Below are 16,256 nucleotides of genomic sequence, written 5' to 3'. Positions count from 1 at the left end.
AACGGATCAGGACGCCATCTGTTCGGGCGTGAACAGCCCGACCTTGAGGTCCTTGGTTTCGTATATGGCCTTGCCGTCGGCTTCCAGGACGCCGTCGGCGATTCCCATGACCAACTTACGCATGATCACCCGCTTCAGGTCGATCTTATAGACGACTTTCTTGACGTCCGGCGTCACCTGGCCCGTAAACTTGACCTCGCCGACGCCCAGGGCGCGGCCACGGCCGGGACCACCCGACCAACCCAGGAAGAAGCCGACCAGCTGCCACATGGCGTCCAGGCCCAGGCACCCGGGCATGACGGGATCGCCGATGAAGTGACAGCCGAAGAACCAAAGGTCGGGATTGATGTCGAACTCGGCCTCGACATAGCCCTTGCCGTGCTTGCCGCCCTCGGCCTCGATCCGGACGATGCGATCGAACATCAGCATCGGCGGGGCCGGAAGCTGGGCGTTGCCGGGGCCGAACAGCTCGCCGCGGCCGCAGGCCAGGAGTTCTTCGAAGGTGTAGGCGTTCTTCTGCATGGGGACGCCCTAGCACGGCGGCGGGTCAGGTCTCAACGTTTCCCTGACGGGGGGTGTTCCGACGCCGGGCGGACGGGCGCCTAACCCTTGCGACACTGCACGGCCGGATCCGCGCCCCAGATGTCGCTTTCCTTGGCCCAGCCGGACGAGCCGTCGGCGCGCAGCTTGCACCAGCCCTCTTCGCACTTGTCGAGCTGGGCGACCGAGCGGCCCTTCAGATAGGCGCTGACCTTGGCTCCATCCCGGGGGGCGCCGAGCAGAGGCAGGTTGGTCGGCTGCACGCGCATGGCCGAGCGGCGGCCGTCGGTGGTCCGCTTGTGCACCCAGGCCAGTCCGCCTTCCGGATCGCAGATCCGACGCCACTCGCGGGTTTCGGCCACCACCTGCACCGGCAGGCCCTTGGCATGGTAGATCCAGAGCAGCCGATGGGCCTCGTCCGGGCCGTTGCGCGCGTTGACCTCGGCGTATTTCAGCGACACATAACGTGGCACCTCCAGGCCCGACGGCGTGATCTTGGGACCCTCCGCCAGGGCCGGACCCGCCAGCAGACCGACGATCGCCCCAAGAACGACATGAAACGAACCTTGTTTTGTTTTCGACGGCATGTTGCTTGGCCCCTTCGGGCCCCTTTGCTACAGCTTTCAAACGCCCGTCAGTGAGAGCTTTTCAAACCGCCCATGGCCGCCCGCAAGCTCAAAGTCATCGTCACCCGCAAACTCCCCGATCCGGTGGAGACGCGAATGTGCGAACTGTTCGATACCGAACTGAACGTCTCCGACAAACCCTTGACGGCGGATGAACTGGTCGAGGCCATGAGCCGCGCCGATGTGCTAGTGCCGACGATCACCGATCGTATCGACTCGCGCCTTCTGTCGCGATCCGGCGATCGGCTCAAGCTGATCGCCAATTTCGGGGCCGGCGTCGACAATATCGACGTCGCCACGGCCAATGCGCGCGGCATCATCGTCACCAATACGCCGGGGGTTCTGACCGAGGACACGGCCGACCTGACCATGACCCTGATCATGGCCGCCTCGCGCCGGATCGTCGAAGGCGCCGAGGTGGTCAAGTCCGGCGGCTTCCACGGCTGGTCGCCGACCTGGATGCTGGGCCGCCGCCTGTGGGGCAAGCGCCTGGGCATCATCGGCATGGGCCGCATCGGTCAGGCCGTGGCTCGGCGCGCCAAGGCCTTCGGCATGCAGGTGCACTATCACAACCGCAAGCCCGTCAGCCCGCGCATCGCCGAGGAGCTGGGCTGCACCTACTGGGAAAGCCTCGACCAGATGCTGGCCCGGATGGACTTTGTCTCGGTCAACTGCCCACACACCCCGGCCACCTATCACCTGCTGTCGGCTCGCCGCCTGAAGCTGCTGCGGCCGCACGTGGTGCTGGTCAACACCGCCCGCGGCGAGGTGATCGACGAAGGCGCGCTGGCCAACATGCTGGCCAAGGGCGAGATCGCCGGCGCGGGCCTCGACGTCTACGAGCACGAGCCCGCGATCAACCCCAAACTCCTGAAGCTGCCCAATGTCGTGCTGCTGCCCCACATGGGCTCGGCGACGGTCGAGGGCCGGATCGACATGGGCGAGAAGGTCATCGTCAACGTGAAGACCTTCATGGACGGCCACCGGCCGCCAGACCGGGTGATCCCGGCGATGCTGTAAGGGCTCAGCGGGTCGTCATGTTGGCGGCCATGCGCCCGAAGACGTCGTTGAGCGCCCCGGCCATCTCGCGATCGACCTGAACCTGGTCCAAGGCGCGGCGCATCGCCTCCGTCCATTGCCCCGCCGTGGCGGCGTCGATCGGCATCGCGCGGTGCATGGACATCATGCAGACGCCTGGGTTCGCGACGAACCAGTCGCGCGGGCCGCCCAGCCAGCCGGTCAGCCAACCCTTCAGCGCGGCGCGCACGTTGGTCATGTCGGGCGCGTGCATGGCCCGCAGTCCCGCATAGGCCTGGTCGGTCTCGACGAGGTCGTAGAAGGCTTCGACCAGGGCGTCGACGCGGGCGGCGCCGCCGATCTGGTCGAAGGCGGTCTGTTGAACGGTCATCGAAGGCTCCGGACTCGAAACCGGCAGGATCGACGCGATCGACCGACCGCGCCTTGATCCCCCTCAAGCCCGTCGCGCGAACCTAGCCGCGCATGTCGCCCGTCTCGACGAACCGCTGGTGCCAGGCGAAGGCCTCGTCCAGCAGGGTCGGGGATTGCTGGCCGTAGGAGTCGCGGCGGGCGCGGGCCAGATAGTCCTTGAGGGCCGGACGGTAGTCCGGGTGCGAGCAGTTCTCGATGATCACCTCGGCCCGCTGGCGGGGCGACAGGCCGCGCAGATCGGCCAGGCCCTGTTCGGTGACCAGGATCTGGACGTCCTGATTGATGTGGTCGACGTGCGGCGCCTTCGGGACGATGGTCGAGATCTTGCCGCCCTTGGCGGTCGAGGGGGCCATGAAGATCGAGACATAGGCGTTGCGGGCGAAGTCGCCGCTGCCGCCGATGCCGTTCTGGATGCGCGAGCCCATCAGGTGGGTCGAGTTCACCGCCCCGTGGATGTCGGCCTCGATCATGCCGTTCATGGCGATGCAGCCCAGGCGGCGGATCAGCTCGGGGTGATTGCTGATCTCCTGGGGCCGCAGCACCAGCCGATCGCGGAAGCGGGCCATGTCGGCGTTCAGGGCGGCGGCCGCCTCGGGGCTCAACGAGAACGCGGTGGCCGAAGCGGTCAGCAGCTTGCCGGATTCCATCAGCTCCAGCATCCCGTCCTGCAGCACCTCGGTAAAGGCGGTCAGGTTGTCGAACGGACCGTGGACCAGGCCCGACATCACCGCGTTGGCGATGTTGCCCACGCCCGACTGCAACGGCAGCAGGCTGGCCGGCAGGCGGCCGCGCGCGACCTCGTGACGGAAGAATTCCAGGAGGTGGCCGGCGATGGCGCGATGGTCCTCGCCCGGGGCGTCGAACGGCAGATTGCGGTCGGGGGAGTCGGTCTCGACGATGGCGACGATCTTGGAGGGGTCGCAGCGGAAATAGGCCTCGCCGATGCGCTGGTCGGGCCGCACCAGAGGGATCGGCACCCGGTTCGGCGGCAGGGCGGTGCCGTAGTAGATGTCGTGCATCCCTTCCAGCGCCGGGTTCTGCCAGCGGTTGACCTCCAGGATCACCTTCGAGGCCCGGTCGATCCAGGTCTTGTTGTTGCCCACCGACGAGGACGGGATCAGCGCGCCGTCGGGGCGGATGCCGCTGACCTCGATGATCGCCGTGTCCAACGGACCCAGGAACCCCTGCCAGGCCATCGGCGCGACCTGGGACAGGTGCATGTCGAAATAGTCCATCTCGCCGCGATTGATCTTGTCGCGGGCGATGGGATCGGAGTTGTACGGCAAGCGGAATTCGATGCCGTCAGCCTTGGCCAGGGCGCCGTCCAGCTCCGGCCCCGTCGAGGCCCCGGTCCAGACTCTCAGGCGGAAGGGGTTTCCAGCCGCGTGCTCGGCTTCGATGCGGCTGGCCAGGGCCATCGGCACGGCCTTGGGATAGCCCGATCCGGTGAAGCCGCTCATGCCCACCGTTTCGCCCGGCGCGATCAGCGCCGCGGCCGCCTCGGCCGGCATGATCCTGGCCGCCAGGCTCTCCAGTCCGATCCGTGATCCGCTCATCTTCAAAGCCTCCGTACAGGACGCCGAGGGCTTAGCTTGGCCGTCGGGCCGGTGTCTGTCCCGTATTAGCCCGCAGCGGTCAATATCTGACGGGGTGCGTCGCCAGCCACGCCTTCAGATCGGCCACCGATCGGTCCGGAATCTGCTCCATCGGCACGTGGCCGACTCCCGGATAGAGGATCAGGGTCGCGCCCGGTATGGCCTTGTGGAATTTCTCGCCGTCCAGGGCCGGGATCAGCCGATCGTCCTGGCCGAACATCACCAGGGTGGGAACATGGATCCGCGACAGCTCGGACGCCGAGGCCAGGCGGCGCGGGCCGGTCTGCAGGCCCAGCAGGATATCCCGGTGACCCGGCGCGCGCGCCAGGTCGACATAGCGATCGATCAGCGCCGGGGTGACCAGCCTGGGATCCAGATAGGCCGCGCGCAGGCCCTGGGCGACCAGCGGCCGGGCGTCGATGTTTCGCAACAGCTTTCGTCCCAGCGGATTGCGCAGGATCGCGAAAATCGAGGCCCCTCCGGCCTTGCTCATCGGCCAGCCGGCCGCATCGACCAGGACCAGGCGCTGGACCTTGTCCGGATGGTTCAGCGCATAGGCCCAGGCCACCCCGCCGCCCATCGAGTTGCCGCCGAGGGTAAAGCGGGTCAGGCCCAGCTTGCCCGTCACGCCGTCGACAACAGCGTCGAAGCCGTCTCGCCCGGCCGCATAGCCCAGGGGCGTACGGGTCAAGCCATGGCCGGGCAGGTCGAGGACAACCACGCGGTAATCGCTCGACAGCGCCTTGGCCCACGCGTCCCAGGCATGGGTCGAGGCCGAGAAGCCATGCACCAGCACGACGGCCGGGGCCTCGCGCGGGCCGAGATCGCGATAGTGCGCCCGAACGCCGCCCGGCAGGTCCATGTACCGGGAATCGGCGTAGCCATACCGCGCTTCCAGCGCGGCGTAGGGTATGTCCGGCCGCTGCAGCAGAAGCCAGCCGGCGGTCGCCAGCACCACGATCAGTCCAAGAGCGGTCGCGAGGCCGCGCGCCAGCGTCTTCATCCCGCCCCTCCCGGCGCCTGAACCCCAGCTTCGGAATTTGGACGAACGTCGTTCCGCGTCAAGCGCCGCACGACGGACAATGGGGATCGGCCCCGATCCGCACGGTGCGGGTTTCGGCCGAAAGGGCGTCATAGATCAAAAGCTTGCCCGACAAGGGTTCGCCTGCGCCGACGACCAGCTTGATCGCCTCCAGGGCCATCATCGATCCGATCACCCCCGCCAGCGCGCCGACCACGCCGACCAAGGCGCAGGTCTCGGCGTCCGGCGGGGTTTCCGGCACCAGGCAACGGTAGCACGGCCTGCCGTGGAACACCCCGACCTGACCGGTCCAGCGCCCCAGGGCCCCGCTGACCAGTGGCTTGCCGTGGACCAGGCAGGCGTCGCTGACGGCGAAGCGAGTGGCGAAGTCGTCGGTGCCGTCCAGGACGAGGTCATACCGGCCGACGATGTCGCCGGCATTGGCGGAGTCCAGCCATACCGGATGGGTTTCCACGACGGTGTGCGGGTTCAGGGCGGCCAGACGCTCGACCGCCGCCTCGACCTTGGGCCGGCCGACATCGGCGGTGGCGTAGAGCACCTGGCGCTGCAGGTTCGACAGCGAGACGGCGTCGGGATCCACCAGGCCGATCGTTCCAATCCCGGCCGCGGCCAGATACAGCGCCGCCGGCGCGCCCAGGCCCCCGGCCCCGACCATCAGCACGCGCGCGCCTTTCAGCTTTTGCTGACCCGGACCGCCGACTTCGCGAAGCACCAGATGGCGGGCGTAGCGCTCGACCTCGGCTTCTGAAAAACTCATGGCGCTTGACCCTCCGGCCCGGCCTCGCCACATGCGAAGCCATGCAAAGCAGCAATTCCTTCCCCGACTGGCACGGCACGACCATTCTGGCGGTGCGCAAGAACGGACAGACGGTGATCGCCGGCGACGGACAGGTCTCCATGGGCCCAACCGTCGTCAAGGGCAACGCCCGCAAGGTGCGACGGCTGGCCGGCGGCAAGGTGGTGGCCGGCTTCGCCGGGGCCACGGCCGACGCCTTCACCCTGATCGAGCGCCTCGAGGCCAAGCTGGAGCAATATCCCGACCAGCTGGCCCGCGCCTGCGTGGATCTGGCCAAGGACTGGCGGACCGACCGCTATCTGCGCCGGCTGGAAGCCATGCTGCTGGTGGCCGACAAGACCGCCATCTACACCGTCACCGGCGTCGGCGACGTGCTGGAACCGGGCGAGAGCGCCGACGGCAACGCCGTGGCGGCGATCGGCTCGGGCGGAAATTATGCCTTGGCGGCGGGTAAGGCGCTAATCGACCAGAATCTTTCGGCCGAGGAGATCGCTCGCAAGGCGATGGCCATCGCCGCCGAGATCTGCGTCTACACCAACGGCAATCTCACGGTCGAAGCGCTTTAGGGCGAGGCCCAGCGGGGTTTCGTCGCAAACGAGATGCGCGGCACATTCTCCCGACGCTTGGCTAGGCGCGGGGAGGATTCCGCCATGCTGAAGACCCTTTTGATCGCTTGCGTTGCGTTGGCCGGCGCCGGCGCCGTTCAGGCCGAGTCCAAGAACCCCGCCGACCAGGTGGAGGCCGCCGAGCGCGCCTTCGCGGCCGACGGCCTGACCCTTGGCGTGAAGCGAGCGTTCCTGAAGCATATGGCCGACGACGCCATCATCTTCACGCCCACGCCGGCCAACGCTCGCGCCTTCTACGAAAGTCGGGCGGGCGACAATGGGCCCAAGCTGGAATGGTGGCCGGCGTGGGTGGTCGCCGCCAGGTCCGGAGACCTGGCCCTTTCCACCGGCCCGTCCTTTTTCGAAGGCAAGCCGGGCGGCTGGTACGCCAGCATCTGGCGCAAGGACGCCGACAATGTCTGGCGCTGGATCTATGACGGCGGCAGCGCCGCCGACCCGGTCTCGGCCCCCGTCCAGACGACGCCGGCGCGGAAAGGGCCAATGTCCAAGACTGGCGAAGGCTCGGCCGCCAAGGCCTTCGACGCCGTGCGGGCGGCCGAGACGATGCTGAGCCAATCGGCCGAGAAAGACGCGCCCCTGGCTTACAAGGCCGTTCTGTCGGCCGACGCCCATTTGATCGGTCCGCGCGGAACTCGCGCCTTGCTCCCAACGGCGATCGCGGAACGCTTGCAACAGCGTCCGACGGCCATGACCCTGACCTTACGGGGCGGCGGCGCCTCCAAGGCCGGCGATTTCGTCTGGACTCATGGCGAAGCCGCGTGGTCGGAGGGTCAAAAAGCCGTCGCCGCGCACTATATGCATGTCTGGCAAAGGCGGCCCAACGGGTGGCGCCTGATCTTCGAGACCCTGATCAACGACCGATGACCGAGTTTTCCCCCCGCGAGATCGTTTCCGAACTGGACCGCTACATCGTCGGTCACGCCGAGGCCAAGAAGGCCGTCGCCGTGGCCTTGCGCAACCGCTGGCGCCGGCGGCGCGTGCCGGCCGATCTGCGTGACGAGGTCACCCCCAAGAACATCCTGCTGATCGGCCCCACCGGCGTCGGCAAGACCGAGATCGCCCGCCGCCTGGCCAAGCTGGCCCAGGCGCCGTTCCTCAAGGTCGAGGCCACCAAGTTCACCGAGGTCGGCTATGTCGGCCGCGACGTCGACCAGATCGTCCGCGATCTCGTGGAAAGCGCCCTGGCCATGGTCCGCGACAAGCGCCGCGCCGCCGTGAAGGCGAAAGCGGAAGCCGCCGCCGAGGAGCGCATCCTCGACGCCATGACCGGCCCCGGCTCGACCGCCGCCCGCGACAGTTTCCGCAAGAAGCTCCGCGCCGGCGAGCTGGACGATAAGGAAATCGAGCTGCAGCTGGCCGACACGGGCAGCGGCGCCAGCTTCGAGATCCCCGGCCAGCCCGGCGCACAGGTGCTGAACCTGTCGGAAATGATGAAGTCGTTCGGCGGCGGTCGCACCAAGACCCACAAGACCTCCGTCACCGGAGCCTGGGCCCCGCTGATCGCCGAGGAAAGCGACAAGCTGCTCGACCAGGAAGCCCTGACTCAAGAGGCCCTGGAGCTGACCGAGAACCACGGCATCGTCTTCCTGGACGAGATCGACAAGGTCGCCAGCAGCGCCCAGCGCTCGGGCGCCGACGTCTCCCGCGAGGGCGTGCAGCGCGATCTGCTGCCGCTGATCGAGGGTACCACGGTCTCGACCAAGTACGGGCCCGTGAAGACCGACCACATCCTGTTCATCGCCTCGGGCGCCTTCCACGTCGCCAAGCCGTCGGACCTGCTGCCCGAGCTGCAGGGCCGCCTGCCGATCCGCGTCGAGCTGAAGGGCCTGTCGCGCGACGACATGCGCCGAATCCTGACCGAGCCGGAGGCCAACCTGATCCGCCAGCACCAGGCTCTGATGCTGACCGAGGGCGTGACCCTGACCTTCACCGACGAAGCCATCGACGCTCTGGCCGACGCGGCCGTGGCCGTGAACAACTCGGTCGAGAACATTGGCGCCAGGCGGCTGCAGACGATCCTGGAGAAGGTGGTCGAGGAGATCAGCTTCTCGGCGGCCGATCGTAGCGGCGAGACCGTGGCGATCGACGCGGCCTATGTGCAGGAGCGCATCGGCGCCCTGGCGGCCAACGCCGACCTGAGCCGGTTCATCCTCTAGGGCGACCGAAAACCCCGCCCTTCGACAAGCTCAGGGTGAGGTTTTCTACTGATCGGCGGCAAGAGTAGTCCTCACCCTGAGCCTGTCGAAGGGCGAGGACGGACCCTGGGTTCATGAGGCGACCGCGACCGCCTCCATCCCGAGGATCGCCGCCTTGCGCGCCAGGCCCCAGTGGTAGCCGGTCAGCTTGCCGCTCTTGCCGATCGCCCGGTGACAGGGGATCAGCAGCGAGATCGGATTGGCCCCGATCGCGCCGCCGGTGGCCTGGAAGGCCTTGGGCTTGCCGGCCCAGCAGGCGACCTGGCCGTAGGTGGCGGTCTCGCCGGCCGGGATCCGCAGCAGGGCCTTCCAGACCTGCACATGGTAGGGCGAGCCGATCAGCACCACCGGCAACGGCCCTTCCCCGCCCGTAAAGGCGTGGATCGCCGTGGCCTGGGCGGCTTCGTCGTCGCGCCGCCAGTCGGCGGCCGGGAAGCGGCGATGCATGTCGGCGAAGGTCGCCTCGTCGTCGCCGTCCGAGAAGGCCAGGCCCGCCAGGCCGCGATCGGCCATCACGAACAGGCCCTTGCCGAACGGCGTCGGAGCCCAGCCCCAGCGCAGCCGCATCCCCGCCCCGCGCCGACGCACCTCGCCGGGCGTCGCGGCCTCTTGGGCGATGAACAGGTCGTGCAGCCGCGAAGGGCCTGACAACCCGGCGTCAAAGGCCGCGTCCAGGACCGTGCCGCCGGCCTCCAGCGAGCGTCGGGCCTCGGCGTGGGCGATGGCCGAGACGAAGCTCTTGGGGCTGACCCCAGCCCAGCGGGTGAAGACGCGCTGGAAGTGGAACGGCGACAGGCCCACGGCCTGGGCCGCCTCGTCCAGCGAAGGATGATCCGACCACCGCTCGGCCAGCCAGTCGAGCGCCTTGGCCATGCGATGATAGTCGACCGAGCGTTCGGCCAGACGAACCAGCTCCTGGCTGGCCGTCTCCGGGATCGCGGTCGCGATAGGGGATGCGTCGTATGCCATGCTCATAGGCTACGGCCCGCGGAAAACGGTGTCCGCCCGGTTCTTGCTGTTGGTGTCTGGGCGGTCGGTTTCGGGGCGGTCATGACCAGCGCTCGTTTCGGGCCGCGCGGATGGCGTCCTGCAAGGCGCTGGCGAAGCGGGTCCGCTCGTCGGGACTGAGCGACCGGGCCAGGGTCAGGCGCTTGCGATAGATCATCAGGCGGACGCGGGTCTCGTGCTCGCCAAGATGGTCGACGCCGACGCGGGTGAAGGCGGTTGGCGAGGTCCAGACGGTGCGTGCGCCCTTCTCGTCCTCGCGGCTTACCGTGACGGCCTCCGCCGTGACCTGGACCCGCTCCACCCGGCGGGCGGCGCGATCCGAGGCCCGCAGCGCCAGCCACAGGGCCAGGACGTCCAGTCCCAGGAACGGCAGAACCGGCGGCGCGCCGACCACCAGCAGGAAGATCGCCACCATCACGTTGAAGGCCATGACCACCGCCAACAGCACCACGGCGCCCCGCGGCGTCAGCGAGCGGTGGGGCGCGATCACGCGGTCCATGTAGATCGGTAGGGCCATGGCGGGATTTTAGGACCGTCCCTGGCGCTTGGCGAGCCGTCCTTCTTGGCGTTTCAGGCGCATCACGGCATGGTCCGCGCCATGGCCAAGCCCGTGCTCGCGAAGAAAAAGAAGCCCGCCCAAAAGCGCATCAGCCCCGCCGAACGCGAGCGGGTCGAGATCCTGTTCAAGCGCTTCGAGAGCCTGGAGCCGCATCCCAAGACCGAGCTCAACTACGCCAACCCCTACGAACTGGTGACCGCCGTGGCCCTTTCGGCCCAGGCCACCGACGTCCAGGTTAACAAGGCCACCGGCCCGCTGTTCCAGGTCGCCGACAGCGCCGAGAAGATGCTGGAACTCGGCGAGGATGGGCTGATCAAGTACATCGCGTCCATCGGCCTGTTCCGCACCAAGGCCAAGAACGTCATCGCCGCCGCCCACATCCTGATGGACAAGCACGGCGGTCAGGTCCCGCTGAACCGCGAAGATCTGGAAGCCCTGCCCGGCGTGGGCCGCAAGACCGCCAGCGTGGTGCTGAACGAGCTGGACATCGAGCCGGCCATCGCCGTCGACACCCACGTCTTCCGCGTCTCGCACCGCCTGAAGCTGTCGGCCGGCAAGACGCCCGACGTGGTCGAACAGGACCTGATGCGGATCGTCCCCCCGCCCTACCAGACCCGGGCGCACCACTGGCTGATCCTGCACGGACGCTATGTCTGCGTGGCGCGGCGACCCAAGTGCGAGATCTGCAAGATCAGCGATCTGTGTCCCTCGCGGGAATTGTTCCTGGGGGCCTAGCCGAGCGCCCTGAGCACCGCCCGGGCGAAAGCCTCGCCGTGGTCATGCGCATGTTCGAGGAACAGGTCCGGCTCGATGGCCTCCAGCTCCATCAGCTGCGGGGTGTGCTCCAGGCCCCGGATCAGATCCACGCGGGCATAGGTCAGCGGCGCGCCGGCCGCCTCCAGCACCATCTCGGCCGCGCGCAAGGCCTCGGGCTCAGGCGCGATCTCGGTCACCCTGCCGCCGAACTGCGGCTGGACGCGGAAGTCGCCCTCCACGGCGACCTTGGCCACGGCGTGGCTGAAGACGCCGTCGAAATAGAACAGGGAAAGCTCGCCCTCTTCCCCGACCGCCGGCAGGAACGGCTGGATCAGGGCCGGACCCGTGGGTCCGCCTTGAAGCGAACCGTGGCGCTTGACCCGGATGGTCTCGTGCGAGCCGGCCGAGATCTGCGGCTTGACCACCACCTCGTCCACCCCGAAAGCGTCGAAGGCGGCCTCGACATGCTCCAGCGTCAGAATGTCGTGGGCGTGGGTCGGCACCACCGGCGCGCCTTTCTCCGCCAGCTCGACCAGATAGGTCTTGGTCGAGTTCCAGCGTAGCACCGATGGCGGATTGACCATGCGCAAGCCGGCGGCTTCGAACGCATCGAGTTGGGCGAACCAGTCGGCCTGGCGCGCATGATAGCCCCAGGCCAGGGACGGCATGACCAGACGCGCCTGATCCTTGCTCACCGGATCCGTCCATGGCTGGGCGGCGATGGTCAGACCGTGGCGGCGCAGCGGCGTCGCCAGCCGCTCCAGCAGCGACGCCCAGCTGTCGCCGTAGCGGTGCTCGTCGCGGGCGGGGACCAGGATCAGGACGTCGGCCATCGGCATACTCGCGTTCAACGAAGCCTCGCAGCTAAGATGTCGCGACACGCGCGGCAAGCCTTGCGTTGCCTTGAGCCCCCACTTCCTTTAATCGCCAAGTGTTTGTGGCTTCCCCGCCCTGTTCTTTCAAAGGTTTGTTCCGCTCCATGACCGCGCTCTACGACGTCGCCGGCATCGGCAACGCCATCGTCGACGTCATCGCTCAGTGCGACGACGCCTTCCTCGCCCAGGAAGGCCTGACCAAGGGCTCGATGGCCCTGATCGACCCGGCGCGGGCCGCGAGCCTCTATGACGCCATGGCCTCCGGCATCGAGGCCTCGGGCGGCAGCGTCGCCAACACCATGGCCGGCATCGCCAGCTTCGGCGGCAGAGCCGCCTATATCGGCAAGGTCGCCGATGACCAGCTGGGCCGCGTGTTTCGCCACGATATGAAGGCGATCGGCTGCGTGTTCACCACGCCCTCGCTGGCCGAAGGTCCGGCCACCGCCCAGAGCCTGATCAACGTCACCGCCGACGCCCAGCGCACCATGTCGACCTATCTCGGCGCCTGCGTCGAGCTGTCCAGCGCCGACGTCGATCCCGAGATCATCGAGGCCGCCCAGGTCTCTTATCTGGAAGGCTATCTGTTCGATCCGCCGGAAGCCCGCCGCGCCTTCGCCAAGGCCGCCGCCCTGGCCCACGGCGCCGGCCGCAAGATCGCGATCACCCTGTCGGACAGCTTCGTGGTCGAACGCCACCGCGCCGGCCTGCTGGGCTTCATCCAGACCCAGTGCGACATCGTCTTCGCCAACGCCGCCGAGGTCTGCGCTCTGTTCGAGACCGACGACTTCGACGCCGCGACCAAGGCGCTGACCGAGATGGTCGAGATCGCCGCCGTCACCCGCAGCGAAAAGGGTTCGGTCGTGGCCTCGGGCGGGCAACTTCACGAAATCTCGGCCTACCCCGTGGAAAAAATCGTGGACACGACCGGCGCGGGCGACCAATACGCCGCAGGTTTCCTCTACGGCCTCACCCAGGGTCTCGCGCTGCCGGTCTGTGGCCAGCTGGGCTCCCTGGCCGCCGCCGAGGTGATCGATCACTACGGTCCGCGCCCGCAGGTTTCCCTGCGCGAGCTGGCCGCCCAAAACGGTCTTTAGGCAAGAACGGACTGTAGGATTTCAATGGCCCGCACCGCTGAAGTGGTCCGCGAGACGAAGGAGACCCAGATCCGGGTCTGGATCGATCTCGACGGGACCGGCGCCTCGACGATCTCCACCGGCATCGGTTTCTACGACCATATGCTGGAGAGCTTCGCGCGCCACGGCGGCTTCGACCTCAAGGTCGAGACCAAGGGCGACCTGCATATCGACATGCACCACACGGTCGAGGACACGGGCATCGTTCTCGGCTTGGCGATCAAGCAGGCGTTGGACGGCTTCAAGGGCGTCCGGCGCTTCGGCCACGCCTATATCCCGATGGACGAGACCCTGACGCGCTGCGCCATCGATCTCTCCAACCGGCCGTATCTGATCTGGAAGGTCGACTTCAAGCGGCCCAAGGTCGGCGAGATGGACACCGAGCTCTTCAAGGAGTTCCACCACGCGTTCGCCATGAACGTCGGGGCGTGCGTCCATCTGGAGACCCTGTACGGCGATAACACCCACCATGTGGCCGAAAGCGGCTTCAAGGCCCTCGCCCGGGCGCTGCGTCAGGCGGTCGAGATCGACCCGAAGACCGGCGGCCAGGCTCCGTCCACCAAGGGCGTGCTGTAAGGATCCTCCATGCAGACCGTCGCCCTGATCGACTACGGGTCGGGCAACCTGCGTTCGGCCGAGAAGGCCCTGCGTGAGGCGGCCCGTCGCCGCGCGCTCGACGCCGAGATCGTCGTCACCGCCGACCCCGACCTCGTCGCCGAGGCCGACCGTGTCTTCCTGCCCGGCGTCGGGGCCTTCGCCTCGTGCCGCGCGGGCCTGGACGCCACCGGCGTCTACGAGGCGATGAACCACGCCGTGCACGGCCGCGGTGTCCCCTTCATGGGCATCTGCGTCGGCCACCAGCTGCTGGCGACCGAAGGCCTGGAGTTCGGCGTCACGCCGGGCCTGGACTGGATCGCCGGCCAGGTGAAGAAGCTCGCGCCGAACGATCCTTCGCTGACCATCCCGCACATGGGCTGGAACGCCATCAGCTTCGTCCGCCCTCACGCCCTGTTCGCGGGGATCGAGGACGGCGCCCACATGTACTACGCCAACTCCTTCGCCCTGGACGCGGCCGACCCGGCCGATGTCGTGGCCACCACCGACCACGGCGGCCCGTTCGTCGCGGCGGTGGCCAAGGACAATGTCGCGGGCGTACAGTTTCACCCCGAAAAGTCACAAGCCTCAGGGCTCGCCCTGCTCGCCAACTTCCTGGAATGGCGCCCATGATCCTCTATCCCGCCATCGACCTGAAGGACGGCCAGTGCGTGCGCCTGCTGCACGGCGACATGGAGAAGGCCACGGTCTTCAACACCTCGCCCGCCGACCAGGCCCAGCGCTTCGTCAAGGACGGCTTCTCGTGGCTGCACGTCGTCGACCTGAACGGCGCCATCGAGGGCAAGTCGGTCAACACCGCCGCCGTCGAGTCGATCCTGGAGTCGATCTCGATCCCCGTGCAGCTGGGCGGCGGCATCCGCACGCTGGAAGGCGTCGAGGCCTGGATCGAGGCCGGCGTCAGCCGCGTCATCCTCGGCACAGTGGCCGTCCACGACCCGGACCTGGTCCGCAAGGCCGCGCGCCTGTGGCCCGAGCAGATCGCCGTGGCCGTCGACGTGCGTGACGGCAAGGTCGCCATCGACGGCTGGACCGGCCTGTCGGACCTGTCGGCGATCGACCTGTCGCGCCGCTTCGAGGACGTCGGCGTCGCCGCCCTGATCATCACCGACATCAGCCGCGACGGCGCCCTGACCGGCGTCAATGTCGAGGGCGTGGGCGAACTGGCCGACGCGGTCTCCATTCCCGTCATCGCCTCCGGCGGCGTGGCCGCTGTCGCCGACATCGAGCGCCTCAAGGCCCGTCCGGGTGTCGAGATCGCCGGCGCCATCCTGGGCCGCTCGCTCTACGCCGGCACGATCAAGCCGTCCGAAGCCCTGATCGCGGCGGCCGCCTGATGCTGAAGACCCGGATCATTCCCTGCCTCGACGTGAAGGACGGGCGGGTGGTCAAGGGGGTCAACTTCGTCTCCCTGCGCGACGCCGGCGATCCGGTGGAGCAGGCCCGCGCCTATGACGCGGCCGGCGCCGACGAGCTGATGTTCCTGGACATCACCGCCTCCAGCGAGGGCCGCGGCCTGATCCTGGACGTCATCTCCCGCACCGCCGAGGTCTGCTTCATGCCTGTCTCGGTGGGCGGGGGCGTGCGTCAGGTGTCGGACATGCGCCGCCTGCTGCTGGCCGGGGCCGACAAGGTCTCGACCAACACCGCCGCCGTCGAGAACCCCGACCTGATCGCCGCCGGCGCCGACGCCTTCGGGGCCCAGTGCGTGGTCGTGGCCATCGACGCCAAGCTGCGCGAGGACGGCTCGGGCTGGAACGTCTGGACCTATGGCGGCCGCAAGGACACCGGCCTCGACGTGGTCGACTGGGCCGCCAAGGTCGTGGAACGCGGCGCGGGCGAGATCCTGCTGACCTCGATGGACCGCGACGGGGCCAAGATCGGCTACGACATCCCGCTGCTGAAGGCCGTGACCAGCGCGGTGTCCGTGCCAGTGATCGCCTCGGGCGGCGCGGGGACCACCGAACACCTGGTCGAAGCCGCCCGCGACGGCCACGCCGCCGCCGTGCTGGCCGCCTCGATCTTTCACTTCGGCGAGATCAGCATCGGCGAGGCCAAGCAGGCCATGGCCGACGCCGGCATCCCCGTGCGCCTGGACCGGAGCGCCGCATGAGCCAGCGCCTGACTGACGTCCTGCAACGCCTCGCCGCCACGATCGCGGCCCGCAAGGGCGGTGATCCGTCGGTGTCCTACACCGCCAAGCTTCTCAACGACCCCGCCCTGGCCGCCAAGAAGCTGGGCGAGGAAGCCGTCGAGACGGTGATCGCCGCTGTGGCTCAGGATCCGGACGCCCTGGCGGCGGAGAGCGCCGACCTACTCTACCACTGGCTGGCGCTGATGGCGGCGTCGGGGGTGTCCCTGGACGCCGTGGCCGAGAAGCTGGAGGCCCGCGAAGGGACCTCAGGCATCGCGGAAAAAGCTTCGCGGAAGAGCTGAGGGGCCCG

General features: G+C 68.2%; 20 protein-coding genes. 11 read left to right on the top strand and 9 right to left on the bottom strand.

Annotated features, from left to right (window positions below; translation table 11 throughout):
* Positions 1–6: 6 nt before the first annotated feature.
* Positions 7–522: a 3-hydroxyacyl-[acyl-carrier-protein] dehydratase FabA gene (gene fabA, locus AC07R7_RS21900; protein WP_125158983.1), complete on the bottom strand. Its 516-nt coding sequence runs from the start codon at positions 520–522 to the stop codon at positions 7–9.
* 80 nt (positions 523–602) lie between these two features.
* Positions 603–1,127, bottom strand: coding sequence for an SH3 domain-containing protein (locus tag AC07R7_RS21895; RefSeq protein WP_492839011.1), 525 nt, complete (start codon positions 1,125–1,127; stop codon positions 603–605).
* A 72-nt stretch (positions 1,128–1,199) separates the two neighbouring features.
* Between AC07R7_RS21895 and AC07R7_RS21890 the strand changes: the two genes are divergently transcribed.
* Positions 1,200–2,186, top strand: coding sequence for a 2-hydroxyacid dehydrogenase (locus AC07R7_RS21890; protein WP_492887292.1), 987 nt, complete (start codon positions 1,200–1,202; stop codon positions 2,184–2,186).
* Between the two features lie 4 nt (positions 2,187–2,190).
* Here AC07R7_RS21890 and AC07R7_RS21885 read toward each other — a convergent pair whose 3' ends face one another.
* The 4 genes from AC07R7_RS21885 to AC07R7_RS21870 form a co-directional block, all read right to left on the bottom strand.
* Positions 2,191–2,574, bottom strand: coding sequence for a group II truncated hemoglobin (locus AC07R7_RS21885; RefSeq protein WP_492887293.1), 384 nt, complete (start codon positions 2,572–2,574; stop codon positions 2,191–2,193).
* A gap of 82 nt (positions 2,575–2,656) precedes the next feature.
* Positions 2,657–4,171, bottom strand: a complete 1,515-nt coding sequence (gene scpC, locus AC07R7_RS21880) for a succinyl-CoA:acetate CoA-transferase ScpC (RefSeq protein WP_492839007.1) — start codon at positions 4,169–4,171, stop codon at positions 2,657–2,659.
* Positions 4,172–4,250: 79 nt separating this feature from the next.
* Entirely contained in the window at positions 4,251–5,213 is a 963-nt protein-coding gene (locus tag AC07R7_RS21875) for an alpha/beta fold hydrolase (RefSeq protein ID WP_494636572.1), read from the bottom strand.
* A 58-nt stretch (positions 5,214–5,271) separates the two neighbouring features.
* Complete coding sequence (locus tag AC07R7_RS21870) at positions 5,272–6,009, bottom strand: HesA/MoeB/ThiF family protein (RefSeq protein WP_494636571.1); 738 nt, start codon at positions 6,007–6,009, stop codon at positions 5,272–5,274.
* A 5-nt stretch (positions 6,010–6,014) separates the two neighbouring features.
* Here AC07R7_RS21870 and hslV point away from each other — a divergent pair, with 5 nt between their 5' ends.
* The 3 genes from hslV (at position 6,015) to hslU (ending at position 8,830) form a co-directional block, all read left to right on the top strand.
* Positions 6,015–6,614, top strand: coding sequence for an ATP-dependent protease subunit HslV (gene hslV, locus AC07R7_RS21865; protein WP_494636570.1), 600 nt, complete (start codon positions 6,015–6,017; stop codon positions 6,612–6,614).
* An 84-nt stretch (positions 6,615–6,698) separates the two neighbouring features.
* The gene (locus AC07R7_RS21860; RefSeq protein ID WP_494636569.1) at positions 6,699–7,538 is read left to right on the top strand and encodes a DUF4440 domain-containing protein; all 840 of its coding nucleotides are present in this window, start codon (positions 6,699–6,701) and stop codon (positions 7,536–7,538) included.
* Positions 7,535–8,830, top strand: a complete 1,296-nt coding sequence (hslU, locus tag AC07R7_RS21855; protein WP_494636568.1) for an ATP-dependent protease ATPase subunit HslU — start codon at positions 7,535–7,537, stop codon at positions 8,828–8,830. Before AC07R7_RS21860 ends, hslU begins: the two co-directional genes overlap by 4 nt.
* 111 nt (positions 8,831–8,941) lie before the next feature.
* Here hslU and AC07R7_RS21850 read toward each other — a convergent pair whose 3' ends face one another.
* Both AC07R7_RS21850 and AC07R7_RS21845 read right to left on the bottom strand, forming a co-directional pair.
* Complete coding sequence (locus AC07R7_RS21850) at positions 8,942–9,844, bottom strand: methylated-DNA--[protein]-cysteine S-methyltransferase (protein WP_494636567.1); 903 nt, start codon at positions 9,842–9,844, stop codon at positions 8,942–8,944.
* Positions 9,845–9,917: 73 nt separating this feature from the next.
* Positions 9,918–10,394, bottom strand: coding sequence for a DUF2244 domain-containing protein (locus AC07R7_RS21845; RefSeq protein ID WP_494636566.1), 477 nt, complete (start codon positions 10,392–10,394; stop codon positions 9,918–9,920).
* Between the two features lie 69 nt (positions 10,395–10,463).
* Here AC07R7_RS21845 and nth point away from each other — a divergent pair, with 69 nt between their 5' ends.
* Positions 10,464–11,171, top strand: coding sequence for an endonuclease III (gene nth / locus AC07R7_RS21840; protein ID WP_494636626.1), 708 nt, complete (start codon positions 10,464–10,466; stop codon positions 11,169–11,171).
* Here nth and AC07R7_RS21835 read toward each other — a convergent pair.
* A complete protein-coding gene (locus tag AC07R7_RS21835) occupies positions 11,168–12,025 on the bottom strand; it encodes an ATP-grasp domain-containing protein (RefSeq protein ID WP_492887300.1) in 858 nt (285 codons plus the stop codon). The two genes, nth and AC07R7_RS21835, sit on opposite strands and share 4 nt — an antisense overlap.
* Positions 12,026–12,171: 146 nt before the next feature.
* Here AC07R7_RS21835 and AC07R7_RS21830 point away from each other — a divergent pair, with 146 nt between their 5' ends.
* The 6 genes from AC07R7_RS21830 to AC07R7_RS21805 are packed head-to-tail and all read left to right on the top strand — an operon-like array spanning position 12,172 to position 16,248.
* Positions 12,172–13,161 carry an adenosine kinase gene (locus AC07R7_RS21830; RefSeq protein WP_492887301.1) on the top strand — a complete coding sequence of 330 codons (990 nt, stop codon included), beginning with the start codon at positions 12,172–12,174 and terminating at the stop codon, positions 13,159–13,161.
* A gap of 24 nt (positions 13,162–13,185) precedes the next feature.
* Positions 13,186–13,776, top strand: coding sequence for an imidazoleglycerol-phosphate dehydratase HisB (hisB, locus tag AC07R7_RS21825; RefSeq protein WP_492838991.1), 591 nt, complete (start codon positions 13,186–13,188; stop codon positions 13,774–13,776).
* Positions 13,777–13,785: 9 nt separating this feature from the next.
* Complete coding sequence (gene hisH, locus AC07R7_RS21820; protein WP_492887302.1) at positions 13,786–14,427, top strand: imidazole glycerol phosphate synthase subunit HisH; 642 nt, start codon at positions 13,786–13,788, stop codon at positions 14,425–14,427.
* A complete protein-coding gene (gene hisA, locus AC07R7_RS21815; protein ID WP_199170688.1) occupies positions 14,415–15,149 on the top strand; it encodes a 1-(5-phosphoribosyl)-5-[(5-phosphoribosylamino)methylideneamino]imidazole-4-carboxamide isomerase in 735 nt (244 codons plus the stop codon). The genes hisH and hisA overlap by 13 nt, the downstream gene beginning before the upstream one ends.
* Positions 15,149–15,925: an imidazole glycerol phosphate synthase subunit HisF gene (gene hisF / locus AC07R7_RS21810; protein WP_492838985.1), complete on the top strand. Its 777-nt coding sequence runs from the start codon at positions 15,149–15,151 to the stop codon at positions 15,923–15,925. Before hisA ends, hisF begins: the two co-directional genes overlap by 1 nt.
* Positions 15,922–16,248, top strand: a complete 327-nt coding sequence (locus tag AC07R7_RS21805; RefSeq protein WP_492838984.1) for a phosphoribosyl-ATP diphosphatase — start codon at positions 15,922–15,924, stop codon at positions 16,246–16,248. Before hisF ends, AC07R7_RS21805 begins: the two co-directional genes overlap by 4 nt.
* Positions 16,249–16,256 lie beyond the last annotated feature (8 nt).

Source organism: Caulobacter sp. GW821-FHT05F04 (genome assembly GCF_059419665.1).
This window is presented reverse-complemented; position numbering and strand designations above follow the sequence as displayed.